The sequence below is a fragment of the Streptosporangium sp. NPDC001559 genome, assembly GCF_042893955.1.
Lineage (GTDB): Bacteria > Actinomycetota > Actinomycetes > Streptosporangiales > Streptosporangiaceae > Streptosporangium.
Genome location: NZ_JBIAVG010000012.1, coordinates 163,835 through 187,577, shown reverse-complemented (window position 1 = coordinate 187,577; position 23,743 = coordinate 163,835). Strand labels below are relative to the sequence as shown.

At 68.3% G+C, this 23,743-nt stretch carries 24 protein-coding genes and 1 pseudogene; 9 read left to right on the top strand and 16 right to left on the bottom strand.

Annotated elements, in window-relative coordinates; genetic code table 11:
• Positions 1-9: 9 nt before the first annotated feature.
• Both ACFYY8_RS26380 and ACFYY8_RS26375 read right to left on the bottom strand, forming a co-directional pair.
• Complete coding sequence (locus tag ACFYY8_RS26380) at positions 10-1,578, bottom strand: S1 family peptidase (protein ID WP_390045307.1); 1,569 nt, start codon at positions 1,576-1,578, stop codon at positions 10-12.
• A gap of 353 nt (positions 1,579-1,931) precedes the next feature.
• Positions 1,932-2,276: a dienelactone hydrolase family protein gene (locus tag ACFYY8_RS26375; RefSeq protein WP_390045305.1), complete on the bottom strand. Its 345-nt coding sequence runs from the start codon at positions 2,274-2,276 to the stop codon at positions 1,932-1,934.
• Between ACFYY8_RS26375 and ACFYY8_RS26370 the strand changes: the two genes are divergently transcribed.
• A complete protein-coding gene (locus ACFYY8_RS26370; protein ID WP_390045303.1) occupies positions 2,265-3,014 on the top strand; it encodes a helix-turn-helix transcriptional regulator in 750 nt (249 codons plus the stop codon). The genes ACFYY8_RS26375 and ACFYY8_RS26370 overlap by 12 nt on opposite strands.
• Here ACFYY8_RS26370 and ACFYY8_RS26365 read toward each other — a convergent pair.
• Positions 3,007-4,539 carry an NAD(P)-binding domain-containing protein gene (locus ACFYY8_RS26365; protein WP_390045301.1) on the bottom strand — a complete coding sequence of 511 codons (1,533 nt, stop codon included), beginning with the start codon at positions 4,537-4,539 and terminating at the stop codon, positions 3,007-3,009. The genes ACFYY8_RS26370 and ACFYY8_RS26365 overlap by 8 nt on opposite strands.
• A gap of 188 nt (positions 4,540-4,727) precedes the next feature.
• Between ACFYY8_RS26365 and ACFYY8_RS26360 the strand changes: the two genes are divergently transcribed.
• Positions 4,728-5,270 carry a carboxymuconolactone decarboxylase family protein gene (locus tag ACFYY8_RS26360; protein WP_390045299.1) on the top strand — a complete coding sequence of 181 codons (543 nt, stop codon included), beginning with the start codon at positions 4,728-4,730 and terminating at the stop codon, positions 5,268-5,270.
• 125 nt (positions 5,271-5,395) lie between these two features.
• On the opposite strand, the gene ACFYY8_RS26355 is transcribed toward ACFYY8_RS26360, so the two are convergent.
• The 3 genes from ACFYY8_RS26355 to ACFYY8_RS26345 form a co-directional block, all read right to left on the bottom strand.
• Positions 5,396-5,635, bottom strand: coding sequence for a hypothetical protein (locus tag ACFYY8_RS26355; protein WP_390045297.1), 240 nt, complete (start codon positions 5,633-5,635; stop codon positions 5,396-5,398).
• 156 nt (positions 5,636-5,791) lie between these two features.
• Positions 5,792-7,735, bottom strand: coding sequence for a hypothetical protein (locus ACFYY8_RS26350; RefSeq protein WP_390045295.1), 1,944 nt, complete (start codon positions 7,733-7,735; stop codon positions 5,792-5,794).
• Entirely contained in the window at positions 7,735-7,974 is a 240-nt protein-coding gene (locus tag ACFYY8_RS26345) for a hypothetical protein (protein WP_362783659.1), read from the bottom strand. Before ACFYY8_RS26345 ends, ACFYY8_RS26350 begins: the two co-directional genes overlap by 1 nt.
• Before the next feature lie 1,270 nt (positions 7,975-9,244).
• Here ACFYY8_RS26345 and ACFYY8_RS26340 point away from each other — a divergent pair.
• Positions 9,245-10,006, top strand: a complete 762-nt coding sequence (locus tag ACFYY8_RS26340) for a DUF2127 domain-containing protein (RefSeq protein WP_390045293.1) — start codon at positions 9,245-9,247, stop codon at positions 10,004-10,006.
• Between the two features lie 77 nt (positions 10,007-10,083).
• Complete coding sequence (locus ACFYY8_RS26335; RefSeq protein WP_390045291.1) at positions 10,084-10,509, top strand: hypothetical protein; 426 nt, start codon at positions 10,084-10,086, stop codon at positions 10,507-10,509.
• A 323-nt stretch (positions 10,510-10,832) separates the two neighbouring features.
• Here ACFYY8_RS26335 and ACFYY8_RS26330 read toward each other — a convergent pair whose 3' ends face one another.
• From ACFYY8_RS26330 to ACFYY8_RS26310, 5 genes and pseudogenes are all read right to left on the bottom strand, one after another.
• A complete protein-coding gene (locus ACFYY8_RS26330) occupies positions 10,833-11,063 on the bottom strand; it encodes a BldC family transcriptional regulator (RefSeq protein WP_390045290.1) in 231 nt (76 codons plus the stop codon).
• Between the two features lie 12 nt (positions 11,064-11,075).
• Positions 11,076-11,309 carry a hypothetical protein gene (locus tag ACFYY8_RS26325; protein WP_390045289.1) on the bottom strand — a complete coding sequence of 78 codons (234 nt, stop codon included), beginning with the start codon at positions 11,307-11,309 and terminating at the stop codon, positions 11,076-11,078.
• Positions 11,310-12,016: 707 nt separating this feature from the next.
• A complete protein-coding gene (locus ACFYY8_RS26320) occupies positions 12,017-12,472 on the bottom strand; it encodes a hypothetical protein (RefSeq protein WP_390045286.1) in 456 nt (151 codons plus the stop codon).
• Positions 12,469-12,708 (bottom strand): hypothetical protein, encoded by a 240-nt coding sequence (locus tag ACFYY8_RS26315; protein WP_390045513.1) that lies wholly within the window; start codon positions 12,706-12,708, stop codon positions 12,469-12,471. Before ACFYY8_RS26315 ends, ACFYY8_RS26320 begins: the two co-directional genes overlap by 4 nt.
• A 657-nt stretch (positions 12,709-13,365) precedes the next feature.
• Positions 13,366-13,761, bottom strand: a pseudogene (locus ACFYY8_RS26310) (ATP-binding protein); the annotation flags it as partial.
• Positions 13,762-14,001: 240 nt separating this feature from the next.
• Here ACFYY8_RS26310 and ACFYY8_RS26305 point away from each other — a divergent pair.
• Positions 14,002-14,805, top strand: a complete 804-nt coding sequence (locus tag ACFYY8_RS26305) for a Scr1 family TA system antitoxin-like transcriptional regulator (RefSeq protein WP_390045284.1) — start codon at positions 14,002-14,004, stop codon at positions 14,803-14,805.
• A complete protein-coding gene (locus ACFYY8_RS26300; protein WP_352013576.1) occupies positions 14,793-14,999 on the top strand; it encodes a DUF397 domain-containing protein in 207 nt (68 codons plus the stop codon). The genes ACFYY8_RS26305 and ACFYY8_RS26300 overlap by 13 nt, the downstream gene beginning before the upstream one ends.
• A gap of 347 nt (positions 15,000-15,346) precedes the next feature.
• Here the strand turns inward: ACFYY8_RS26300 and ACFYY8_RS26295 are convergent, their stop codons facing one another.
• The gene (locus ACFYY8_RS26295) at positions 15,347-16,792 is read right to left on the bottom strand and encodes an amidohydrolase family protein (RefSeq protein ID WP_390045281.1); all 1,446 of its coding nucleotides are present in this window, start codon (positions 16,790-16,792) and stop codon (positions 15,347-15,349) included.
• 121 nt (positions 16,793-16,913) lie between these two features.
• Between ACFYY8_RS26295 and ACFYY8_RS26290 the strand changes: the two genes are divergently transcribed.
• A complete protein-coding gene (locus tag ACFYY8_RS26290) occupies positions 16,914-17,372 on the top strand; it encodes a MarR family transcriptional regulator (RefSeq protein WP_352013586.1) in 459 nt (152 codons plus the stop codon).
• Positions 17,373-17,481: 109 nt separating this feature from the next.
• On the opposite strand, the gene ACFYY8_RS26285 is transcribed toward ACFYY8_RS26290, so the two are convergent.
• The 3 genes from ACFYY8_RS26285 to ACFYY8_RS26275 are packed head-to-tail and all read right to left on the bottom strand — an operon-like array spanning position 17,482 to position 20,110.
• A complete protein-coding gene (locus tag ACFYY8_RS26285; protein ID WP_390045279.1) occupies positions 17,482-18,378 on the bottom strand; it encodes an alpha/beta fold hydrolase in 897 nt (298 codons plus the stop codon).
• Between the two features lie 17 nt (positions 18,379-18,395).
• Positions 18,396-19,067, bottom strand: coding sequence for a TetR/AcrR family transcriptional regulator (locus ACFYY8_RS26280; protein WP_390045277.1), 672 nt, complete (start codon positions 19,065-19,067; stop codon positions 18,396-18,398).
• A 59-nt stretch (positions 19,068-19,126) separates the two neighbouring features.
• On the bottom strand, positions 19,127-20,110 hold the full coding sequence (locus ACFYY8_RS26275) for an Acg family FMN-binding oxidoreductase (RefSeq protein ID WP_390045276.1): 984 nt from the start codon (positions 20,108-20,110) through the stop codon (positions 19,127-19,129).
• A gap of 256 nt (positions 20,111-20,366) precedes the next feature.
• On the opposite strand from ACFYY8_RS26275, the gene ACFYY8_RS26270 reads away from it, so the two are divergent.
• Together ACFYY8_RS26270 and ACFYY8_RS26265 are read left to right on the top strand one after the other, a co-directional pair.
• Complete coding sequence (locus tag ACFYY8_RS26270) at positions 20,367-21,458, top strand: hypothetical protein (protein ID WP_390045274.1); 1,092 nt, start codon at positions 20,367-20,369, stop codon at positions 21,456-21,458.
• A 52-nt stretch (positions 21,459-21,510) separates the two neighbouring features.
• Complete coding sequence (locus ACFYY8_RS26265) at positions 21,511-21,918, top strand: pyridoxamine 5'-phosphate oxidase family protein (protein ID WP_390045272.1); 408 nt, start codon at positions 21,511-21,513, stop codon at positions 21,916-21,918.
• A gap of 63 nt (positions 21,919-21,981) precedes the next feature.
• Here ACFYY8_RS26265 and ACFYY8_RS26260 read toward each other — a convergent pair whose 3' ends face one another.
• Positions 21,982-23,685: a GAF domain-containing protein gene (locus tag ACFYY8_RS26260; RefSeq protein ID WP_390045269.1), complete on the bottom strand. Its 1,704-nt coding sequence runs from the start codon at positions 23,683-23,685 to the stop codon at positions 21,982-21,984.
• Positions 23,686-23,743: the final 58 nt, after the last annotated feature.

Genomic DNA, 23,743 nt, shown 5'->3' with positions numbered 1-23,743 from the left:
GCTTTCCGGTCAGCAGGTGGGACACGTCCACACGTTCCAGGAAGTCCCAAGCCCGTCTGCATCGTTGATGCGGTCGGTGGCGACGAACAGACTCGTCCCTCCAGCCGCCGAGGTAATTCCCCAGGCAGTGTTACCGTACCAAAGCGGTCCGCCGCTGTCACCGCCCTGAGTGACGGGGGGAGGGGACCCATCGAATATTGTTCGGATTCCGCCGAACCAATCTCCGGACATACCGGTCATACGATAAGTGACATCCGATTCGACGATAGTCCCGCAGGTGTACTCGCCGTCCGCATCGTGACTCGTTCGGCCGAAGAAGCAAACTCGGGAGCCTTCAACGGGACTCGTGCCGTTGGCGGTCACATATCGTGGCCGGTTGAGCGCGGCGTAAAAAGTTCGGGTGAACGTGAGATTCACCGATCCCGATTGGACCAGCCTGGAGAAGTCGTATTGCCGGCTCGCGTTCTGAGTGAAACCGAGAGTGGTTCGGTTTCCGGTATAGTTCGGATGATTGAAATAGAACCAGTACTGATCGCCGGAGAGTTCCCAGCAGTGCCGCGCACTGGTGGTGGAGTGGTAGCCGTCGGAACGGATCAGATTGAAGGCGCTGGTGCATTTCCAGACCGTTCCGGTGGTACCGCTCGCGAGAATTCCGCCACCGCGGAGGTAGGGATCATCGGCTGCGGCACCGGCCTTCCGGCCAGCGGCTGTGACGCCGGCCTTCTGACCAACGCCCTCAGCGGGACGAAGGTTCAGGTCGTCGCTGATGTTGATCTCGATGCGCATCCGAGGGTTGACTGGAGGCTGGAGCCGCAGGGCGGAGAGCACAGCGGCGCGCCGCCCGGGATCCTTTAGACCCTTCTGCGGCTCGACCTCGAAGTGAATGACGCCGGTTTCGATGTCATATTTACCCACGTAGCCGGCCACTTCGGCACGTTTGCCGAGCTCTTTGGAACTTGACTCGAGCGTCTCCCGCAACTCCTTTTTGGAGAAACCCTTGTCCCCTATCAGCTCCACTTCGCCCGGCAGCGTTCTGGCCAGCCGGAGCGCCAGTTCGGGAATCTTCCCTTTGAACCCGATTCTCGCCGTACGGCCGTCATTGAGAAGGCTCGTGCCGGATGCCTCGTCCGGGAAGGTGCTCTCCAATTTGTTATGCACCGCCTGCAGAGTGGTCTGCCAGGCATATCTGTTGATGGCCTCGGCATGAGGGATGCCCTCGTCCTCAGCGACTTGGCCGAGATCGATGAGTTCCTCGATCCGGATACCGTCGATCTTGACCGGCGGATAATAGGCCGGGCCGTCCGGCTGGTCGGCCACCTGGGACGGATTGGCTGCTGCGAAATCGCGCGCGTACTTCTCCAGGGCCGGCCTGAGGTCGGCACCAGCGCTCTTCGCTTCCGCGACGAGGCGGTCGATGGTGGGCCGCTCGGACTTCGGCTGGCTCTCACGTGTAAGGGTGACTCGATGGGTTCCGTCCGGGAGCTCAATCGCTCGAATTCCGCCGACCGATGGCACCGGATCCGTATTTGCTACGGCCAGCTCAGGTGTGAGCGTTAACGCGAGGACGGAGGCCACCACCAGGGATAATTGTGCTCTCAAGTATCTCTCCATAGCGGGACGACATAATCGATTGACGCCATGAATTACCGGGAGTCAATATGACAGTATCATTGACCTTAATGTCATGCAATGCCAAGATTGTTCCGAGAAATTACCAGAGGCTGCCTAGCGGCGTGTCACCGAACATTGCTTTGGCATTTGATCTCGGCGGGGCGGCCCCGGCAGCCACCTCTCGGATTCCTTCTGGGAGGTGATCGTGGCGCGCATCCGAGCGTTGACGATGGAGGAGGAGCGGCGGCTGCAGAGCCCAAGGCCGGCTCCCCGATCCGCTCGACGGACCAGCTATCCCACCAAGGTCGCGTGACGCACCATTAGTCCCCGGTCAGCAGGGTGTGGACACGGCGCCAGGCGTCGTCCGAGGCGGCGGGGTCGGTGGTGAGGAAGCTGTGCCCGACACCGGGGTAGACGACCATCTCGTGCCGTACCCCGGCCTCGCTCAGCGCGTCCGCGATCTCACGACGCTGGTCGGGCGTGATGAGGTGGTCCTCCTCGCCGACGAGGAAGAGGACGCGTCCGGTGATCTTCGGGGTCAGGGACAGCGTCGGTTCCGGCCTGCTGATCGAGATGTCGGTGGTCGGCAGCCAGCCGCCGTAGAAGACGGCCACGGCGTCGAGGTCGAACTCCGTGGCCGCGAGGTAGGCGATGTGACCGCCCACGCTCAGCCCGCCGACGTCGGCCTGCCCACGGGAGCCCGGCGCCGGACCCGGGGGCTGCGCCGGGAGGAGGTCGCCCAGCTCGCGGCCATCTCCTCGACGTACTACACCTACCTGGAGCAGGGCCGGGAGGTGCGTCCCTCCCGCCAGGTCCTCGACGCGCTCTCGGCGGCCCTTCGGCTCGACGCCGCCGAACGGAGCTACCTGCACGAACTCGCGCACGGCGCCCCGCCCGCCGAGACGCCCGCCGCCGTCTCGCTCGTCGAACGGCTCGACCCGTGCCCGGCCTACGTCACCGGCCGGTGCTGGGACGTGCTGGCCGCCAACCGGGCCGCCCGCGCGCTGTGGACCAACTGGGCCGCCCGGCCGCCGGAGGCCCGCAACCTGCTCTGGTGGATGTTCACCGACCCCGAGGCCCGCCGGGTGATGGTCGACTGGCAGGACGAGGCGTCCGCGCTGCTCGGCCGGTTCCGTACGGCCGCCGCACGGCATCCGGGCGATCCCGGCTTCGGCGCGTTGCTCGAACGCCTGCACGCGGCGAGTCCCGAGGTCCGGGAGTGGTGGCCACAGCACCGGGTCGTGCCGCTCGGCTCCGGCGTCAAACGGCTGCGCCATTCCGCCCTCGGGGAGATCGAGCTGACGCACGTCGTGCTCCAGCTCGCCGACGACCCCGAGCAGAAGCTGGTCACCTTCTCGGCCTCCGAGAAGGTCCAGGCCGGAATCAACCGGCTGCTCAGGTGAGGTTCTCCTCGAAGAAGGCCAGCAGCGGTTCCACGTGCCGTTCGGGACGGCGCCAGTCGGCCAGCAGGTCTTCGAGCAGGTGCCGTTCGGCCACCTGCTCGGTGCCCCGGTGGCGCCGTACGACCGGGTGGATGAAGGCGCTCTCCCGCGCCCGGCCTGGCTCGGGGTGCCGTTCGATGGCGAAGACGTCGCCGTAGTCCTCACGCCCCCAGCGCAACGTGACCGTGTAGTAGTGGGGCTCGTCCCCGAACCGGGAGAGCGCGTAGTCCTCCGGCAGGTCCGTGTAGTGCCTGACCAGCCCGCTCGCCTCGTCGAGCACCAGCACGTCGCACAGGTACTCGAACTGGGTCCACAGCGCCGAGCTCCAGTTCACCCGGTCGAGCACCAGCGCCATCAGCTTCTGCGGGTCGGCGGGAACCGTGTCGTACGGCAGCGCCACCCCCTCGTAGCGTTCGCGCAGCAGGGCGGTGAGCGTGCGCAGGTTGTAGCGGAAGCCGTCGATGAAGGCCGAGGACGCCCGGCGGAAGTCCCGTGCCTGGGCGATGGTGCCCGCGAAGTAGAGGTCGTCGACGTTGGACGAACGCCAGTCCGGGTGCAGCGAGGGGAGCCTGTCGTCGCGTTCGGTCTCCGGACGGCAGGATGGGTCGAAGATCGAGGTGTCCATCCTGAAGCCGGTGCACCGGATGACCGCGTCGTATTCGAGCACGGCCTGTTCCCCGTCGGCGTGGGTGTAGGTGATGCGAACCTCGTAGTGCTCGCCGGTCCAGGAGATCTCGTCGATCACGCAGTCGAGCACCGAGTGCAGCGTCTTGAACTGGTAACTGTCCAGGATCGCCCCGTACTGACCCCGTACGTCACCGGGGTGTTTGGTGTTCCACGCCAGGCGCAGCGGTCTGCGGCTGGCCAGGTGCACCATCGCCGCGTGGCCGAGGATGGCGTTGGCGGTCTCGAACGCCGAGTTGCCCTTGCCGACGACGAGCACCCGCTTGCCCGCGTACACCGCCGGGTCGGTGTCCATCTCCTCGTAGCCGACCGCGTGCTCGATGCCCCTGATCTCCGGCACGTACGGCGCGCCCCACCCGGTGGCCACGACGACGCACCGGCAGCGCAGCACGTCGTCCCCGGCGTGCACGAGAAAGCCGTCACCGGAGCGCTCGATCCGGCGTACGGCGGTGCCGTACCGGACGGCGAGGCCGTGCAGGCTCTGGAAGTCGGACAGGTAGCGCACCAGGTCGTCGGCCCCGGGGAGGTACTCGGCGCTGTAGTCGGGGAACAGCAGTCCGGGGGAGTCGTTGAGCAGCGAGTTCCAGTCCCAGCGCAGTCTGATCTCCGGGTCGGTGCTCGTGGTGTGCACCTTGTTGAGGGAGATCAGCCTGCGGTGACGGGGGTAGGTGCGGAAGAAGCTCGCGGGGGCGTCCGCGCGTTCCAGCGTCACGTAGTCGGCGCCCGCCTGTTGCAGGAAGTAGCTCAACTGGAGGCCCGCCGGCCCCGCTCCGACGATGACGTACTGGTGCGTTTCACTCATGGGTGACATGGCCTCCGCTCGTGACCCCTTTTGACCATGGGGGACCCCCAGAAGACTGTCAATGACGCGTAGTTGGCCGGATCAGGACGTGTCACCTTCTGCGCACTTTCGGCGAAGACATGCGGGATGACGCCGTGTCACCATCGGCCTTCTCCGCTGGTGTTACCGATCCTTCGAGGAGTGACGTCATGGCACACATCGATCTCGGCGTGGACGAGCGCGCGTTTCCCGGCATCTCCGGACTCATGCGGTTCAGGCCGGAGACGGCCGGGCCGCTCGGCGCGCTGGCCGAGGTACTGCTGCGCGGGCCGCACCCGCTGTCCGCCGGTGAGCGCGAGCTGATCGCCGCCTACGTCTCCGGTCTGAACGAGTGCTCCTTCTGCTGCGCGTCCCACTCGGCGTTCGCCGCCGCCCAGCTCGACGAGGGGATGACCCTGGTCGAGCAGGTGCGCGCCGACCTGGACGCGGCACCGGTCTCCGGCAAGCTGCGCGCCCTGCTGCGGATCGCGGGCGTCGTGCGCGGCGACGCCCGCGAGGTGAGCCGGGAACTGGTCGAGGCGGCCCGCAAGGAGGGCGCCACCGATCTGGAGATCCACGACACCGTGTTGATCGCGGCGGCGTTCTGCATGTTCAACCGCTACGTCGACGGGCTCGGGACACTGGCCCCCGAGGGTGGGGAGGGATACGAGGCCTCGGCCCGGCGCATTGTCGAATCGGGCTATCTGTCCTGAATGTTGGTCCGGGCCGAAAGGGTGATTCCTTCACGGCCCGGACAAACAATCTTCAGTCTGCGAAGCCGCCCATATCCAGATGGCCAATCCGACATATGTAGCCGAACAGCGGATTTATCCGGTGACTAGCGAGAGACCTTACGCCGCCTCATGAGGCGGTTCCACACGACACCCAGCCGGACACCCCAGATGGCGGCACCGACGACCAGGAAGAACGTCCCGGTGACGTAGGTCCACCAGCCCCCGCCGTGAGAGAGATCGTGAATGCCGCGGACGATGGAGGAGAGACCGATGATGGGGAGGATGAAGGTCAGAAAAATCCAGGTGCTGCCAGGTTGTCCACCGGATGATTCCTTGGGAGACATAACCCCACTCTACGGCGCGGCCCTCGCTCGTGAAACGAATTATTTTCCGGCTTTAGCAGGAAAGAGTCCTTCCTGTTAAAGCCGGAAAGAGTCCCTTGTGTGTCGGCCCGTCCGGCGCCCCGGGGCTGCGGACAACAGGTGGCGTGCTCTCGGCCGTTACCTGCCGGGCGGGGCGATGCGGACGACCTCGGATCCCGGCGCCACCCGGCTGCCCGTGGTGATGTCGAAGGTGATGAACCCACTCGCTCCGGGGATGCGCTTCTCCCCGGTCTTGAAGGAGCTCAGGGCGTTGCCGACGTCGTGGTTGTTGGGCAGCGTGTCGGGCCCTCCGGAGGTCAGCTTCCGGTTGTAGGCGTCCTTGACCGCCGCGATCGCGGTCAGCAGCGCGTCATGGGACATGATGGCCCACCCGCTGTCCAGGTCCTTGACCTTGAATCTCTCACCGAACCTTCTCTCGAACTCGGCGTAGACGAAGGCGTTGTTGTTCGTGTTCCTGGAACTTCGGAGATAGTCGGGATCCGCGAGGGGGACGTAGACCAGCGCGGTGGGCACCTTCGAGTCGGTGAGCTCGGGGGTGTCCCTGGACTGCGCGGCTCCGTCCGAGCCGGTGATGACCGTGATGAGCTTGTCCGGGCAGGCACGGTTCTGCAGCTCGTGGAGGAACTTCGGCAGGAACGTCTGCCGTCCCGCGTACAGGACCATCTCCTGCCCGCACACGTCCTGGAGAACCGGGTTGCCGCGGGTGTCGAAGTAGAACTGCCTGCGATGGTCCTTGTCTCCGAGGAGGTCGGCGAACTGCTTGAGGAAGGCCTCCTTCAAGGAGGAGGTGTACAGGTCGGAACTGCCCTGGGGGGTCTCGTCGGTCCAGACGAGCACGGCCTTGCCGCTCAGAGGCTTGCGCTTGGTGTCGCTCAGGTATCCGTTTTTGAAGAGGTAGTCCCGGATGGCCGTGAGCTGGCTGGTGGTGGAGGGCGCGACCCGCAACAGTCCGCGGATCGGCTTGCCCCCATCGATCGTGCCGGTGGCGTCGAAGCCGTCGGCGGTGATGACGTCGCTGACCATGGAGATGTCCGCGGCGGACAGGGCCCGGGCCGCCTGGATGCTCTCCTGCTGGCTGAGCCCTGTTCCCACGACGGCCACGAGGTGATCCGGGCCCTCGGTCATGGTCTTCAGGTGGTCGACGGCGTGACGCCACTGGGTTTCGTCGCTGCCCATGTTGGCCAGGACCAGGCGGATGTTCGGACGGGTCTGGCTGTCGTTGGCGGCACGCTGGGCGGTGAGAAGCCCTTCCAGCTGGTGGACGCTCCGGTTGCCCGTCAGCGAGCCCTGTCCGGAACCCATCGGGGCCAGGAAGGCGATCGTGACGTACGGGCCGGTCATCGCTCTTTCGTTCTCCTGACCGATCAGCTCCAGGACCTTCGCGGCCTCCGGGCCGAACACCGTGGAGGTGCCGATGCCGTCGGTGACGCCCACGCACTCGCGGCCCCCGCCCTGGCCTGCGCCCCCCTGCCGGACGTCGACGCTCATCAGCGCCGAATCACCGGTGCCACACTGGCCGTCGCGCACCAGCACGACGGCGGTGGTCGAGGCGGCGGCCACGGTCACACCGACCGCCAGGGAGATGACGATCGTGCGCCGGGTACCGAATCGCGCCAGCAAGGGCCGCCGCGCCCCAGCCGTGGCCGTGGCTGTGGCAGCGGACTGCTGCGGCTCTTGGGCGGAAGGCTCCGGTGCTGTGGCCGCAGCCGGGTCGGCGGGCTGCGGCGGTTCCTGGGAGGAAGGCGGCAGCGGGGAGGGCACGGGTGCTCTGCTTTGCTGGTACAGCCTTTCGCGCGCCCGCGCCCAGGCCTCCACGTCGTCGTCGTTGACACCGCAGGCGCGCACGTAGTCCCTGACGAACTGCTCCGCGGGCAGTGTCCGCCTTCCGAGAACGGTGGAGGCGGTGCTGCTGCGGATGCCGCCTCGTCTGTCGATGGTCTCGAAGGTCAGGTTGTTGACCTCTTTGAGGTCCTTCAGCTTCTGGGTGAACTGCTCGGGCGTGGTGACGTCCTTCAGCTCGTCCACCAGCGACCGCACCGGGGCCTTGTCCTGCCCGGGCATCACAGCCACCTGCTTCCGGCTGTTCCGCCGGCCAGCCACGAGCTGATCTGGGCGGCCGCGCCGCCCGTCGCGAGCACCAGCAGGAGGCTCTCGGGCAGCGGCTGGCCGCTCACCCGCAGTACCGCCGTGACGAGGACGACCACGATCAGGACGACGATCCGGTGGCCGGAGGGCATGGTCACCGGGGTGGGGCGCGTAGCGGGCGCCGGCGACTTCCGGCGCGGGGTACGGACGGACATGTGAGCCTCTTTCCTGGGCGCGGCGTGGAATCCGCTGCGGTGTTCGTCGGGCGGTTACCGGCCGCCCTTGATCTGTGGTCGTAAGAGTTACGCATTTCCCGGTCACCGGTCTAGATTTCCCGACCTTTCCGTCCTTCGGAATTCTCCGGAAGCGTTCGGTCGTATGCGACTTATAGCCGCGGCCCATTCCGTACGACCGTTCCGAAACCGCGATTCGCGGCCGAAACCTTCCCACACCAGAAAACCGGACAAAAGAGGGGAAATAAATAAAGGGGCCCCTGCCGGTACAGGGGCCCCACATGTCCCTCGAACAGTCCACGCCGCGCCCAGGAAGACAAGACGGGCATCCGAGGCGGCGGGCGCGCGAGCGCCTCGCCGGTCCCAGTCTTTCTTCCTTTGCCCCGCCAAACAAGATCAAATGGCTTTCGGGATGATTCGGAAACTCCTCTGAGCTGCTAGAACGTCAATCCATACGCTCGCTGGAAGCCGTACCGGCCGCGTCCTGCCGCTCCTGGCGCCCGGCCCGGCCGCCTCGGTCCGAACGCGCTTGTTTCGGCCGTCCCGCCAATCTCAACCTGCTGAGCGCGGATTCGGCCCCATTCCGGATCGGCCCGCAGCCCGGTCGCGTCAACCGTCCGGCATGTTCAACGCCGCCGGGATCGGCCGCCGACGCTCCGGGCCAGGGCTTGTACCCGGCGTCGGCGACGTCGGGAAAGGGGCCGTTTTCCGGACCGGTCGGCTCCCTTCTCAAGCAGAGCGCTCACCATGTCGTCTTATCCGCTGAGTTCCGCCTTGCTTTCTCCCTCACGGATGAGGCGTTATCCGCTGAGGTCACCACAATGTTCAGCGGAGAATGGGGGTTATTCACTGAGCCGGAGCGAGTGCCGGCATCAAGGTCCCGCGCTGCCCGCCATCGACGTCCAGGGCCGATGGGCCCACCGATCCGTACGTCGGCGTCGCTGTCGGTCTCGGCGGTGGGCCGTTGACGCGGCCGTCGTCATCTTGGCCCAGGACTCCCGAAGCCGCGACGAGCCGCGAAGTAGGCGGGTCGGTCCAGATCAGCGAGGGTTTCCCTATCGCCCTCCGGGGCCGAGTTCCGGTGGCTTGTCCCGGGTCGGCATGGGGGACCGGATTGGCGGGGCGATCGGAGTCAGAGCCGTGAAGTCGTAGTCCTGTTCGGTCAGCCTACTTCTCCCCTGACCGCGGCTTCGGGAGCCCTGGGCCGTGTCGGCCCGTCCGGCGCCCCGGGGACGCGCCTAGGGTGGCGGTCATGGACTGGTCGCTGCTGACCTGCGCCTTCACCGGCCACCGCACCTACGCCCCCGACGAACCCGAACTGCGCGAACGCCTGCGTACGGCGACGGCGGCGGGTGAGGCGTGGCGCTGCCTGCGCTGCGCCGACTTCACCGTGGGCCCCGCCCAGGGCGGCGGCCCCGCCGACCTGGCGCCGGACGTGAGCCGGGGCGACCACCTACGCGACGTCGTCGTGCTGCGCTTCTTCGCCGTCGAGCGCCTGTTCAGAACGGTCCTGCTGCTCCTGGCGGCGTACGCGGTCTGGCGCTTCAGGGGAAACCGGGAGCCGCTCCAGCAGATCTTCCAGCGAGAACTGCCGATCCTCGGCCAGGCCGGCCTCGACGTCCAGCACTCCCGTGTCCTGTCCTGGATCCAGGACGCGCTCGGCGCCAGCGAGACGACCCTGCGCTGGATCACCGTCGCGCTGGTCGCCTACGCCGCGATCGAACTGGTCGAGGCGGTGGGGCTGTGGCTGCTCAAACGGTGGGGGGAGTACTTCGCGTTCGTCGCGACCGGCGTCTTCCTCCCCCTGGAGATCCACGAACTCACCCAGCGGGTCACCCCGCTACGGCTGGGCGCCCTCCTGGTCAACCTGGCCCTGCTCGGCTACCTCGTCTGGACGAAACGGCTGTTCGGGTTGCGGGGCGGCCGGGCCGCCTACGAGGCCGAACGCAGAAACGACTCCCTCGTCGAGATCGAACGCGCCGCCATGACCGGCGGGAAGCCCTGGATGTACTGACCACAGAGGTTGAGTACGGCCAAGGCGTGCCACGAAAGTCGTTTGGTCCGCTTGTCGGACCCGCCTACCCTCTGCCCATGGTCCAGATGAGGAATGACGAGCTGCGTGGCTATCAAGTGGGACCAGTGCACGCCGAGCTTCGCGCGCTCACGGTGAGTGACGACCGTGAAGGTGTGCTCGAAGGGACGCCGCACCTGCACCGCCGCTTTCGTCTGATGGGCATTGAGAAGGCGATGACGGCGACGCCGCATTTGTATGTGCACGATCTCGACAAGCTCCGGGCCGATATGGAGGGGCGGGTCGAGGAGTGGCTGCCGCGAGAGACGGTTCACGCTCGGCTGACGTCATGGTGGAAGCCCGAGGACATCGCAGAGCCTGGGCACACGGTGCTCTCGGTGATGTGGTTCCAAACGGCCGCGCAGGATCCCTTCGCCCACCTGGCCACGATCGTGCGTCCCCTCGACTGGGCTTCGCTCGCCAAGTTCGTCCCTTTTGAAGACTAGGCGTGTCACGGCCGTTCGTTGACGGCAGCGGTCGCCTCGTAGCGTTTGTCGTACCTCGTGGCCACGGCACGGTGCCTCTTGAGGCGGTTGATGCCGCACTCGGCCGCGTGCCGGGCCTTGTACCGCGGATCGAACTTCGGCGGTCGGCCACCGCGCGAGCCGCGTTTCCTGCGGTTGCGGGCCTGGCCGGCCCTGTCCGGAATGGCGCAGCGGATACCGCGTCGCCGCAGGTGAACGTGGTTCTTCCGGAACGGTCCCAGCACCGCCCATCGCTCATCCGTCAGGTCTCCACGAGATATGAGGGAAGAGTCACCCTGGGTGCGTCAGGACGACGTCGAGTCGTTGAGGAGCGCCTTGATGTCGGTTTCGCGGTAGCGGCGCTGCCTGCTGGGGGTCCTGACCGAGGGGATGCGCCCGGTGAGAGCCCACCGGTTGACGGTCTTGGGGTCCACACCGAAGATCCGGGCGACCTCGCCGGGGGTGAGGAGCCGTTCGGTGGTGCCGGGCCCGGTGGCGAAGGTGCCGTCCGGGGCTACGGCCTTGAGCGGTGACATGGGGGCTCTCCTTCAGTGACGACTGCGGTGGAGGATCTCGTCGTGCCAGGCCAGCGCCTCGGCCAGCCGGTGCAGGGTCGTACGGCCCAGCACATCCCGGGCCCCGGCCCCACGCTGGTCGAGCCGCAAGGGTTCGTAGCGGATGGCCCACCACCGGGGAAGGCCGGGCAGGTCCCGTTCCTCGTACCGCCAGGCGGGGTGAGTGCTGATGAGCAGGCCGATCAGCTGTCTCTCGTAGTCGGTCACGGTCGTCCTGGTTCGAGGCGGGCAGGGAAACGCGTCGTTCTGGTTGGCGGGGGCCCTGTGGAGGCGAGGGAACGCCCTGGTGGAGACGGGGAGGGGGGCGGGTGCCCGGCCCCGAGCCGGGGAGCAGGTGGCCGGGCACCCTGGAGGAGGACCGGCCCCAGGACACAGGGCCGGTGCGCCAGACGGTTCCCTCTTCCCCAGCACGCCCTGTCATGTCCCAGCGCGCACGGAAACCGCCTTGCGAGGGTGTGCGGCCCAGACCCCTCCCGCCTGAGCCGCACGCTTAGGAGGTACGGCGAGCGACGGGTGGGATGAATTCCACCGCTCGCCGTACCGGCTTCAAGAGCGCAGAAGTCTGCGCAACGCCGTAGCCGGACCCGGTTTGGCGGCCTGACCAGGACATACGGCCTGAACGATTTGGGTGGTCCGCGTCCGAAGAGCGCGGGCGACGGCGACGGCCTGAACGCTCGGCGGCACCACCGGGAGCGCCTGAGTGCTCAACTTCCGATCCAGCTCCTCAGCCGACCCGGCCCGCACCAACAGCACATCCCCGACGTACGGCCTGCCGAACAGGGCACTCCGGTAAGCACTCCACAACCCGGTCGTCGAGCTGTGGAACACCAGCCAGCCCGGATGGGCCGTCTGCACGGAGTCACAGGTTCGATCCGAAAACTCAGATCCTTGACGATCCGTCCAGGCCGACAGCATCATGCCGCCCTCCCACCCGGCAAGCGCCGTTCTCCGGCGGGCACCGTCTCCCCACCCGGCGAAGGCCGTCCACCAGCGGATGTCGTCTCCCCAGCCGGCGAACCCCGCTCCCCACCGAGTTCCCCGTTCCGCGCCCCGGGACCGACGCCGCTCCTCCTGCGCCGAACCGGCGCCGGAGAAGGCTTCGGCGTGGGAGCCGCGAGCCGCATCGCCCGGATCATCTCGGCCTCCCGCATCCTCTCCTCCAGTCCGTCGCCCGTGGGGTCCTCCACGATCACCGGCCGGGGACCGTCCCAGGAGGCGACGGCGTAGAAGGCGCGTCGTCCCAGGCTGTAGAGGACGGTCCAGTCCGCCCACGCCTGGTCGATCCGCTCGGCCTCCGCTCTCGCGGGTCCGTCCCAGACCCGCCGATAGACGGGGGCGTACGGCTGGCCGTCCCTGTGGCGTCCCGTCATGAGGTGACCTCCTCGACGAAGGCGGCGGCGCGGGCGGTCTTCTCCTGCTCGGCGACGACGGCCTGGATCTCCTCGAAGGTGTCGGCGTCCACAGCCGACTCGGCCCCGGCCCGTACGGCGGCGAAGGGGAAGACGTGGTTGCGGAAGGCCCAGAAGCGGCCCGCGTCGCTGATGAGCAACCGCCAACCCGGGATCACCTGGGCCGTGGGGGCGTTGTGCATGACCTGAACCTCCAAGATCCGACCAGAGGCGCGCCTGACCAGGACGTTCGCCAGACGGGCCTGCCCTACGAGACAAGAAACAGCCGAAACCCGAACCGGCCTCCTGGCCGCACAAGCACGCGAAACGGAACATCGAGGCCGTACACCGAAGTGGTGGAGCTGGTGCACCCGCGTCCAGATGACCCCCGACCGAGGAACCCGATGGAACGGACGCCGAACCCTCCCGGGCAGCGGTGGCCGCGCGGGCCGTACCGGTTTCACAGGCACAGACTCCGGAACCGCAACCGGCCCAAGATCCGGCTTCCCACCACCATCCGGTACAGCTCTCGCAGCCGGGACCATTGTGGGCGCCTCAGGCTCAGGATCGGGCTCGGGACGGCGCTGGGCGGGCACCAGCGGGATCACCTCGGCGGGCGCGACCTCTGTCGGAGGCCGGGGAGCGGGAAGAACCTGCGGACCGTACTCACGACGGGCCTGGAGACGGACGTTCATCAACAGCCCGGACGGCTGCACATACTCGTGCCCGTCCTGCTGCGAACAACCGTGGGTGTAGGGGGGATGACCACAGCGGGCGCACCCCATGGGCAGGGGCACAGTACCGGCGGCGTCGCTGCTGGTTCCAGCGATCGCCAGGTCGGCCCACACGATGCGGTGGCCGTGTGCGGTGAGCTGGGTACCGCAGCGCAGTGACAGCCCCGCGACCAGGTCCAGACCTCGCCCTGACAACCCCATCGAGTCCGGCTGGAGCGGCTGGAAGCGTGGTTCGGACGTTGGAGTGCCCGGGTCGATCACTTCCAGTCGAATGAATCCGGCAGCAAGGCCGAACCGGACCTTGACCCAGTCGCGTTGCGGGCCTGCGGGCACGTGACGAACGGCGTTGGTCACCAGTTCAGAAACGACGAGGAGAGCGTCAGGGTTCAGCGTTACGCCGTAGTCGGCGAGCCAGAGCGTGACCGTCTGCCGTGCCTGGTACGGCGTTCGGGTGCCGCGCCGTAGTGTTGTGATTTGCCGTTGATCCACCTCAGATGCCTCTTTTAGGAGCTGAGGGGTGGCGGTTGCCGTTGGCATGAAATCACCGACTTATCCGAGTTTCGACCTGCCATTCACCAAGACACACCATCTGTCGTCTTCGACGGTGTCGAGGTCAAGCATGAAGGCTCAGGTCGCTCATTGGTGCACCTTCTTCGCGATACCTGGCCGACAAAGAAATAAACCTTCCTTGTATTGAGTGTCGTGTTAATGTCGCAGTACGGTCATGGACAATGACCCTTTTCCCCCGCAGCCAGGGAGAGGCCCGTGAATCCTCATGTGAGCGACCAGGTATCACCTCGGGCCCGATTCGCCACCGACCTGGCCGAATACCGCAAAGCCGCAAAAATGACGCAAGCCACCCTGGCCAGCCGGATTCGGTGCCATGAGTCGCTTATCAGCCATGTCGAAACCGGCCGCCGCGCGCCCACCCTCGAAATCGCCGAGAACGCCGACCGCGTCTTCGGCCTGGACGGCCACTTCGCCGCCCTGTTCACGAAGATCTCCCAGTCACCCGCACTGGGTTGGTTCGCTCGCTGGGTTGAGGAGATCGAACCCCGCGCCGTCATTCTGCAATCGTGGGACCCGCTGCTGATCCCGGGCATCCTGCAGACTCCCGATTACGCCCGCGCGATCTTCCAGACGACCTCAACCCCTGAGCAGGTGAACGAGCGCGTCCAGGCCCGTACCAGCCGGATCGCGATCTTCGACGGCTCTCCCCCACCGACCTTCACCGCCCTCATCGACGAAGGAGTACTGCACCGCCCCATCGGCGGCTCCAAAGTCCTGACGGCCCAGTTGCGCTACCTGCTGGAGATGGCCCACCACCCACGCATAACCATCCAACTGGTTCCTACCGCCGCAGGGTGCGTGCCTGGCATGATGAGCGCGTTCGGGTTGGCGCGGCTGCGCGACGGCTCCGAAGTGGTCTCTACCGATTCGGTCTTGTCCGGCCAGGTGACAGCCGACCACGACGCCGTGGCACGCATCAAACAGCGATATGACAGCATCAGAGCGGACGCTCAACCGAAAAGCGCTACGCAGCAGACAATAGAGGATGCGATCAAGAAATGGACCAGGTAAACCTTGGCGGCGCCTCATGGAGAAAGGCCACTGCCAGCGGCGACAACGGGCAATGCGTGGAAGTCGCCACCAATCTCCCTGGCATTGTCGCCGTCCGCGACAGCAAGGACCCCTCCGGTCCGGCCCTGGCGTTCACCCCCACCCAGTGGCGCTCGTTCATCGGCCACGTGAACACCGGCGCCTTCGACGCCTGATCTCCTGCTCTCCCCGCCAGGCCCTGGCACCGTACGGCGCCGGGGCCTTTTCCATGTCAGAGACAGCTCACGCAGTGAAAGCCAGGACCCGCTTACCCAAAAGCGAGGAACCCCGTGATTCACGATCTGTCCATTGAGACCATCGACCGCGACGACACCGAGTTCCTCATCACCCTGAAGGGTTCGCGGCCCGCCCGTCTCGACCGTGGCGTCGATCGGGGCCCGGGTTCCTCACCGATCGCGCCACGGCCGGACAGCAGGTCATCGGTGACATCGAAGGGTTCCGCAACCGGCTGCCGCGCCCCTCTCGAAGTCCGCACAGGTTCGCCCCACGAACCACCCCAGGTCTAGGCGAACAGGTCCCGCCGTACGCCCGCGGCCTTGAAGAGGTGATCGCGGGAGGCCTCAAGTTCGTGTCGCAGCCGGTCGAGGTCGACGTCGAGGAGCCGGCCCCGCCATTTGCGGATCTTTCCTGCGACGAGCACGGTCTCGACGTTGCCGCGATCCATCAGCGCGACGACCGCCCCCGGCACGTTGTTGAGCGGGGCGACGTTGAGCGCGGTGGCGTCGAGGATGACGATGTCGGCCTGTTTGCCGGGGGTGAGCGTGCCGGTCCTGTCGTCGAGTCCCAGGTCCCTGGCGCCGTTGACGGTCGCGTATCTCAACACGTCCCGGACGGTGAGCAGTTCGGGCGTGCCCTCGGCCGGTTTGGGATAGTTGCCCGGTGGCACGGGTCCGCCCTGGTCGAGGACCATCTGGTTGACGACCATGCGCTGCGTCGTCATCGCCGAACGCATCAGCGTGAACGGGTCCGCGGCCATCGTCGTCTCGACGTCCGAGCTCAGCGAGGGCTCCATGCCCAGTTCCCGCATCGTGAGGATCGGCGGGGTGCCGTGCCGCATGACCATCTCGATCGGGAAGGCCAGCGAGACCCGCGCGCCCGCGTCCCGGATTCGCTTCCAGGTCTCGTCGGACATGCCGGTCATGTGGATGAAGAGATTGTCCGGACCCACCCGGACCCCGTCCTCACCCCTCGCGATCCTCTCCAGGTCCTGCCGCATCGTCCCCCACGAGCCGACCGCGTGGGCGGCGATCCGTACGCCCAGTTCGCGGGCGATCGCCCAGGACCGGCGGTGCGCCTGCCCGCCGAGGTAGATCTCGCCGCCCATGACCATGGTCACCAGCTGATCGTCCGTGGGGAACCACCGTTCCCTGACGCGGTAGGCGTCCTCCGGATACCGGGACCCGGTACGGCCTGCGCCCTCGAAGAGGCCGAACGCGGCACGCCGTCCGGTGTCGACCAGCGCCTGGACCGTCGCGTCGGTGTGCTCCGGGGAGTGGTGGATCTGCGACACGTCGAGCACCGTGGTGACCCCCGCGTCGAGCTGCGAGAGTCCCGCGAACAGCACGTTGACGTACACGTCCTGCGGCCGGTAGGCCGGGGCGAACCTTCCGAGGATGTGCTCGCCGTAGTTGGGCTGGGCGCTCGGCGAGCCCGATCCGTCGTCGATGAGCAGGCCGTTGGGCAGGAAGGCGCGCTCGGCCGTCTCGAACTGGTGGTGGTGCGTGTCGACGAACCCCGGCATGACGACACGTCCCCGGGCGTCGATCACGTCCGCGTCCTGGGCGTCGAGGCCGGGGCCGACCGCGACGATCCTGCCGTCCTCGACCAGGACGTCGGCGTCCTCGAAGTCGCCGACGGCCGGGTCCATCGACATCACCGCCCCGCCCCGGATGACCAGGCGACCACCATCGGGGGGCGCGGGTTCGTTCTCGTTCCACTCGCTGGACATGGGGGTCTCCTTCGCGAGGCACCAGCCACAGGGGGATGAGCACGACATATCGAGTTGATGTGTCCACTCGCCACGGTACGCCCATGAGTTGACATGTCAACTCATGGGCTAGGGTGCCCTCATGGCACAGCTGGGACTGACCGAACGCGAACTCCGCGCCTGGCGGACGTCCTTCCTGATGGTCGAGCTGCTGAGGACCCGCGTCGAGCAGCAGCTGCAGGCCGACAGCGGCCTGTCCAACGCCGACTACACCGTGCTCGTCCTGCTGGCCGAGGCGCCGGAGAGGCGGATGCGCGCCTACGAACTCGGCCGGGTCGCGGGCTGGGAGAAGAGCCGCATGCACCACCAGCTCACCAGGATGGAACGGCGGGGCCTGGTCACCAGGGAGCCGTGCGGTTCCCGTGGTGTGTACGCCGTGCTCACCGCGGAGGGCCTCGCCGCGCTCAGGAAGGCCGCGCCTGGCCACGCCCGGGAGGTCCGGCGCCTGTTCGTCGACCCCCTCACCCCCGAGGAGCTCGAACGGTTCGCCGACGTCGCCGCCAAGATCCTCGACAACCTCCAGGCCGACGCCCAGCCGTAGGAGGCCGGGACATCGTCGACGCAACGTACGGGGTCACCGCGCGGAACGCGGCAGCGGGAGCCGTCGTCCGTGACGACCCGTTCGACCCGGGCGGCGCCGTGGAGCGCCGTCAGCCGGAGACGGTCTGCCGGGTGAGGAGTCGTCGTACGAAGGCCGTGACGCGGGCGGGGTTCTCCTCGGCCATGAAGTGGCCCGCGTCGATCGGTTCGTAGGTGAAGTCGGGTGCCCAGGCCCCCCAGATCTCGGTGGGGTCGAACCCGAGCAGGCTTCCCCAGTCCTGGGAGATCGCCGCGACCGGCATGGTGAGCCGCCGCCCGTCGGCCCGGTCCGCCCGGTCCATCTCAAGGTCGACGCTCGCGGTCGCGCGGTAGTCGGCGACGATGGACGGCACCGCCTTCGACGAGGCCGCGACGTAGTGCTCCCTGAGCCGGGGCGAGAAGGTGGTTCCCGTGGGATCCCAGGCGTCGAGGAACGACGCGAAGAACTCCTCGGCCACGGCGCCGATCATCTTCTCGGGCAGTCCCGGGGGCTGCGCCATGAGGTAGAGGTGCCAGGCGACCTTGGCGTCGACGCCGTGCAGGACGTCCCAGGTGTCCATGGTCGGGAGCACGTCGAGGATGCCCACGTGGGTGATCGTGTCGGGGTGGTCGAGGCCCGCGCGGACGGCGACGAGCGCGCCGCGGTCGTGTCCGACGATCGCGAACCTGTCGTGCCCGAGCCGCGCGGCGACCGTGACGACGTCGTCGGCCATGGTGCGCTTGGCGTAGGTGTCGGGCGAGAGGGCGTCGGGCTTGTCGCTGTCGCCGTAGCCGCGGAGATCCGGTGCGATGACGGTGTGGTCGCGGCTGAGCTCCTGGGCGACGGCGCTCCACATGAGGTGCGTCTGTGGGAACCCGTGCAGGAGGACGACGGGCGAGCCCTGACCCGCGTGGGCGACGTTGAGTTCGGTTCCGCCCGTTCCGGCGACGCGGTCGTAGGTGAAGCCGGGGATGGTGAGGTCGGTCATGGTGGTGGGTCCTTCGGTCACTGGTGGGGTTCGGGGGTGGCCGGGGTGGGGCGGCCGGAGAAGATGCCGTGCTGGGCGGCGTTGACGCCGCTTCGCAGCGCCGGGAGGAGGACGGAGTCGACGAGCGCCTCGCGGTAACTCCGATCGGTGCTGAGGCCGTTGAGCTTGCGGATGACGAGCACGGCCGCCGTGACCTCTTCGTAGGCGAACGGGTCGGCGGACGCCGGAAGTTCGCCTCGGTCGATCGCGGCCCGCAGGACGGATTCGGGGATCCGGGCGCCGGTGGGGCCCGCGGACTCCTCGATGTGCTGGCAGAGTTCGGGATCCCGGAGACCCGCCTGCATGATGGTGAGGCTGACCGGGGATCCGGCCTCCACGGTCGCCTCCAGCCGTTCGAGGAGAGCGAGCAGGTCCCCGCGGAGTGAGCCCGTGTCGATCGGGTCGGGTTTGTTGCCCGCGGCCGGGCCTGCCTTGATCGCCGCGACCACCATCTCCTGCTTCGTCGCCCAGCGGCGGTACAGGGTCCGTTTCGAGGCCTGGGCCCGGCGGGCCACCTCCTCGAACGTCACCCCGTCGATGCCCGCCTCGCCCAGCAGCGAGAGGACGACGGCGAGGATCTCGCTCTCCCTGGCCGCGTCGCGCGGACGGCCGGGAGGCTTCGCGTTGGGCGCACTATTAGGATACGGCACGAGTCGTATCCTAATAGGGAACCGTGCACGGATCCAAAACCGGGAACCGTCACGGACGCCTAGCCGTCCTCGCGCACCTCGCCGACCGGCCTCCTGACGCCCACTCCCTCGTCCGGGGTGAACCCGAGACGCATGATCATCTGTGGGTGTTCGCCGGACAGCAGTTCCTGCCGGGCGAACTCCCGCAGGTGGGCCATCTCCAGGGCCTGGGTGTGGAAGGCCGCCCGGACGTCGTGCGCGGCGGCGTGCAGCAGAACGCGCTGGAGCGCCTGCCCGGCCGCGATCCAGTCCTCCCTGGCGTCGGCCAGGGTGGTCAGCGCCGCCACCAGCCCGGTCGAGGTCGCGGTGAACCGGTCGGACTCCTCACCCCACGGACGGCCGTGGGCGTAGTCGCGCTGGGGGAAGGCGGGCTCGGTCACCACCGGCTCCCGGGGGTAGGCCTCGGCGGGAACCCCGTCCACGTGCCCGCTCTCCGGCGGCCTTCCCCAGCGGATGACGTCGAGGGTGAACAGCGTGGCCTGGGACTGCACCTCTTGGGCCGCCTCGGTGAGCGCGGCCAGCACCCGCACCGCGGCCGTCGAGCGGATCGGCGTCAGGCGGGCCCCCTCGACCGCGGCCTGCTGGACCAGCTCGTCGACCAGCCGCTCGGGAACCGGCCGGTCGGCGAACCCGGACCGGTGGGTGCGCCGCCGTTCGACCTGGCCGTACAGCGTCACGGTGTGCTCGTCCGGCTCGACGTGCCCACCGAGCCGTACGGTGGCCAGTAGGGCGGGGCGGTCGGGGTCGGGGAGCACCCGCACCGGCGCCTCGTGGCCCAGCGCGCGCAGCGCCAGGCACATGTTCGCCAGGGCGGCGCCACAGCTGATCAGCATCTCCCTGCCCGTGACGTCACTGGCCCGCAGCCTCCTGTCGCTGTCGGCCCGCAGGGCGATCTCCTCACCGTCGACGGCGAACGACCAGGGTTGGGTGTTGTGCACGGACGGCGCCCACACCGCCGCCTGGAGCGCCGTGTCGATCGTCTTCGTGACGTCCTCGGGCCGCATGGCTTCCCCTCCCTCTCCCCACGACGATTCCCCGGCGACAGGTGCGACGTCAGCGCCGAAAGTCCCCGATTCGGAGGACCTATGGCCACTCGCCACGGGCGTGACCTGGGGCCGGTCGAAAGACCCCGGCATCAGGGACTTCCGACCCTCGTCAAGCGGCCTTTCCCGTAGTGAAATGCGGGCAGCCGCGGCATCGTGCCGCCTCGGCCCCGCCCGTACGGCGACCTGGCGGGACCACGACCCGACAGGAGGAAACGTGGACCCCTGGCTCCTCACATACGACGGTTTCGACCCCGCCCACGAGGGGCTGCGGGAGATGTTCACGACGCTCGGCAACGGCTACTTCGCCACCCGGGGCGCCGTGCCCGAGGCGCGGGCTGACGACGTCCACCATCCGGGCACCTACGTCACCGGCTGCCACGCCCGGCCCGCCGGACGGCCCGCCGAGGACGAGGACCTGGTCAACGTGCCCAACTGGCTGCCCCTCACCTTCAGGGCCGAGGGCGGCGACTGGCTCGTCCCCGGTGGGGCCGAGCTGCTGACCTGCACGCACACACTCGACATGGGCCAGGGAACGCTGTCGCGGCTGCTGCGGGTCCGTGACGACGCGGGCCGGATCACCAGGATGGAACAGCGACGCCTGGTCTCCATGGCCGACCGGCACCTGGCCGCCCTGACCGCGACGATCGTCCCGGAGAACTGGGAGGGCATGCTCCAGGTCCGCTCCGCGCTCGACGGGCGCGTCGTCGGCTCCCCGAACTCCGAGAACGGGCACGTCGTCGGCTCCCCTGACGCCGGGGACGGACGGGAGGAGCTGACGCCGATCTGCGCGCACGCCGCCCACGGGGTGATCGAGTTGCTGACGCGCATCGCGGCCTCGGGCGTCGAGGTCGCGCTCGCCGCCAGGACGACGCTGGCCGGGGGACGGGCCGAGTGGGTCGTCGAGGAGTGCGTCGGCAGAGGCGTCGAGGAGGGCTGGGTGCACGACGACCGCGCCGTGTGGGTGCGGCCGGGCGAGGAGGTGACCGTGGAGAAGGTCGTGGCCCTCTACACCTCGGCGGACCGGGCGGCCACGGAGAGCGAGGCGTCGGCCAGGTCGGCCGTGGTGCGCGCCGGCTGCTTCGCGACGCTGTTGCGACGGCACGCGACCGCCTGGGAACGGCTGTGGGTGAACAGGCACCTGTACGCGGAGGACCCCCGGGCCCAGCAGGTCCTCAACCTGTACGTCTTCCAGCGCGCGCAGGCCGTCTCCCCACGGCCGCGCAGGGCCACCGTGGAGATCGACTTCACCGAGGGGTGCGGACTGACCAGGACCCGCGTGTTCGCCGAGGCTGACAGCCGTGGATGATGGGACTTTCGCCTCTGCCCCGGTAACCGGTCGCCAGACGAAGCTGGCAGGCATGAACGTCGACTCGGCCGGACTGGACGTGCTCTCCCGCCAGGAGTGCCTGGACCTGATCTCCTCGGCCGTCATCGGGCGGATCGTCTTCACCGATCGCGCCCTGCCGGCGGTGCAGCCGGTCACCTTCTATCTCGACGGTGAGGACATCGTCATCAGGACCGGTACCGGCTCCAAGCTGGCCGCCGCCACCAGGCACACCGTGGTCGCCTTCGAGGTGGACGAATTCGACGTTCACACCCGCACCGGCTGGTCGGTCACCGCCATCGGCCGCGCGCACGCCGTGTCCGATCCCGGGCAGATCGACCGGCTCTCGCGGCTGCCGCTGACCGCCTGGGCCCCCGGGGAGCGCAACCACTTCATCGTGGTCCGCGCCGAGCAGGTCTCCGGTCGCCGCCTCAGGCGCTGACACCACGTTCCGACACCCTCCGGGAGGCGCCGACGCCGTCCCGGTCTTTCGCGTTCCCCGCCCTCATCCCAGGGGGACGCTCCATTCGAGGTGGGTGCCGCCCTCGGGGGGCGAGACGATGGCGAAGGAGCCGCCGAGCTGTTCGGCGCGTTCGGCCAGGTTGCGCAGCCCGCTGCGCCTGCCGTCCTGGGGCATCCCGGTGCCGTTGTCGGTCACCGTCAGGATGAGCCACTCACCGCGCGCCTCCACGCTCACCCCGGCCTTGGTCGCCCTGGCGTGCCGTACGACGTTGGACAACGCCTCCCGCAGTACGGCCAGCAGGTGTTCGGCGACCGCGGCCGGGACCTCGTGTTCGAGCCGTCCCTCCATCTGCAGCCCCGGCATGAAGCCCAGGTGGCCCCGAGCCCCCTCGACCAGCTCGACGATCTTTCCGCGCAGCCCGGCCTCGGCGTCGCCCTGGGGCGTCTGCAGGGCGAAGATCGTCGAACGGATCTGCCTGATGGTCGCGTCCAGCTCGTCGATCGCGTTCTGCAGCCGGGAGGAGGCCTCGGGCCGTTCGACCAGCCGTACGGTGCTCATCAGCGTCATGGCCACCGCGAACAGCCGCTGGATCACCACGTCGTGCAGGTCGCGGGCGATCCGGTCACGGTCTTCGAGGAGGCCGAGCCGTTCGGCGTCCATCCTGCTCTCGGCCAGTTCGAGCGCGATGGCCGCCTGACCGACGAAGGCGTGCAAGGTGAGCAGTTCGGCCTGGTTGAACGGGATGCGGCCCGGGTGCTTGCCCAGGGACAGCACGCCCCGCACCGCCCCCTCCGCCCCGATGGGCACCGCGGCGATCGGGCCGAGCGACATGTGCTCGGCGACCGCGGCCGGGGTGGCCGCCTCGGTGGGGGCGGTGACCATGAGCGGCTGCCCGCTGGTCAGGGACTGTCCCTCGAAGGAGGCGCCGACCGGGACCCGCTCCCACGTGCCGGGGATCTCCTCCTCGGGGCCGTCGGCGATGATCACCTTCAGGTGGTCGCCCGACCCGTCGGGCAGCAGGACCGCGGCCACGTCGGCGCCCGCCATCTGCCTGGCCCGCCGGGCGATCAGGGTCAGCACCCGCTGCGGGTCGGCCCCGGACAGCAGGCTGGTCGTCACCTCGGAGGAGGCCTGCAGCCACACCTCCCGCCTGCGGCTCTCCTCGTAGAGCCGGGCGTTCTCGATGGCCACGCCGGCGGCGGTGGCCAGCGCGATCACGATCGCCTCGTCCTCCTCGTCGAAGGCCCCGCCGCCGCGTTTCTCGGTGAGGTAGAGGTTGCCGAAGACCTCCTCGCGGACCCGGATCGGCACCCCGAGGAAGGAGCCCATCGGCGGGTGTCCCGGCGGGAAGCCGTACGACTCGGGGTGGTCGGAGATGTGGGCCAGGCGCAGCGGTTTCGGCTCCTTGATGAGCAGGCCGAGCAGGCCGAGGCCGTGCGGCCAGTGCTCGATGCGGGCGATCTCCTCCTCGGACAGGCCGACCGGGATGAACTGCACCAGGGTGTTCTGCTCGCCGATCGCGCCGAGCGCGCCGTAGGAGGCCTCGACCAGATGGGTCGCGGTCTCCACGATCCGGCGCAGCACGGTCTCCAGGTCCAGGTCGCTGCCCACCGAGACGACGGCGTCGAGCAGGGCGTGCACCCGGTCCCGGGTGGCCAGCACCGCCTCAAGGCGGCTCTGCAGCTCCGTGAGCAGCTCGTCCAGTCTCAGGTGCGGCAGCAGGCCACCGGGCTCGATCCTCCCCATACAGCGAAGTCTCGCACCCGAAGATCCCGCCCTGAAGATGGGGGAGTGTCCTTGGCAC

What these genes read in the sequence shown, in the direction of transcription:
- ACFYY8_RS26365 (WP_390045301.1), bottom strand. Translation starts at nt 4,539, where the DNA reads ATGAGTGAAACGCACCAGTACGTCATCGTCGGAGCGGGGCCGGCGGGC.
- ACFYY8_RS26360 (WP_390045299.1), top strand. Translation starts at nt 4,728, where the DNA reads ATGGCACACATCGATCTCGGCGTGGACGAGCGCGCGTTTCCCGGCATC.
- ACFYY8_RS26355 (WP_390045297.1), bottom strand. Translation starts at nt 5,635, where the DNA reads ATGTCTCCCAAGGAATCATCCGGTGGACAACCTGGCAGCACCTGGATT.
- ACFYY8_RS26350 (WP_390045295.1), bottom strand. Translation starts at nt 7,735, where the DNA reads ATGCCCGGGCAGGACAAGGCCCCGGTGCGGTCGCTGGTGGACGAGCTG.
- ACFYY8_RS26345 (WP_362783659.1), bottom strand. Translation starts at nt 7,974, where the DNA reads ATGTCCGTCCGTACCCCGCGCCGGAAGTCGCCGGCGCCCGCTACGCGC.
- ACFYY8_RS26340 (WP_390045293.1), top strand. Translation starts at nt 9,245, where the DNA reads ATGGACTGGTCGCTGCTGACCTGCGCCTTCACCGGCCACCGCACCTAC.
- ACFYY8_RS26335 (WP_390045291.1), top strand. Translation starts at nt 10,084, where the DNA reads ATGGTCCAGATGAGGAATGACGAGCTGCGTGGCTATCAAGTGGGACCA.
- ACFYY8_RS26330 (WP_390045290.1), bottom strand. Translation starts at nt 11,063, where the DNA reads ATGTCACCGCTCAAGGCCGTAGCCCCGGACGGCACCTTCGCCACCGGG.
- ACFYY8_RS26320 (WP_390045286.1), bottom strand. Translation starts at nt 12,472, where the DNA reads ATGACGGGACGCCACAGGGACGGCCAGCCGTACGCCCCCGTCTATCGG.
- ACFYY8_RS26300 (WP_352013576.1), top strand. Translation starts at nt 14,793, where the DNA reads ATGGACCAGGTAAACCTTGGCGGCGCCTCATGGAGAAAGGCCACTGCC.
- ACFYY8_RS26295 (WP_390045281.1), bottom strand. Translation starts at nt 16,792, where the DNA reads ATGTCCAGCGAGTGGAACGAGAACGAACCCGCGCCCCCCGATGGTGGT.
- ACFYY8_RS26290 (WP_352013586.1), top strand. Translation starts at nt 16,914, where the DNA reads ATGGCACAGCTGGGACTGACCGAACGCGAACTCCGCGCCTGGCGGACG.
- ACFYY8_RS26285 (WP_390045279.1), bottom strand. Translation starts at nt 18,378, where the DNA reads ATGACCGACCTCACCATCCCCGGCTTCACCTACGACCGCGTCGCCGGA.
- ACFYY8_RS26275 (WP_390045276.1), bottom strand. Translation starts at nt 20,110, where the DNA reads ATGCGGCCCGAGGACGTCACGAAGACGATCGACACGGCGCTCCAGGCG.
- ACFYY8_RS26265 (WP_390045272.1), top strand. Translation starts at nt 21,511, where the DNA reads ATGAACGTCGACTCGGCCGGACTGGACGTGCTCTCCCGCCAGGAGTGC.
- ACFYY8_RS26260 (WP_390045269.1), bottom strand. Translation starts at nt 23,685, where the DNA reads ATGGGGAGGATCGAGCCCGGTGGCCTGCTGCCGCACCTGAGACTGGAC.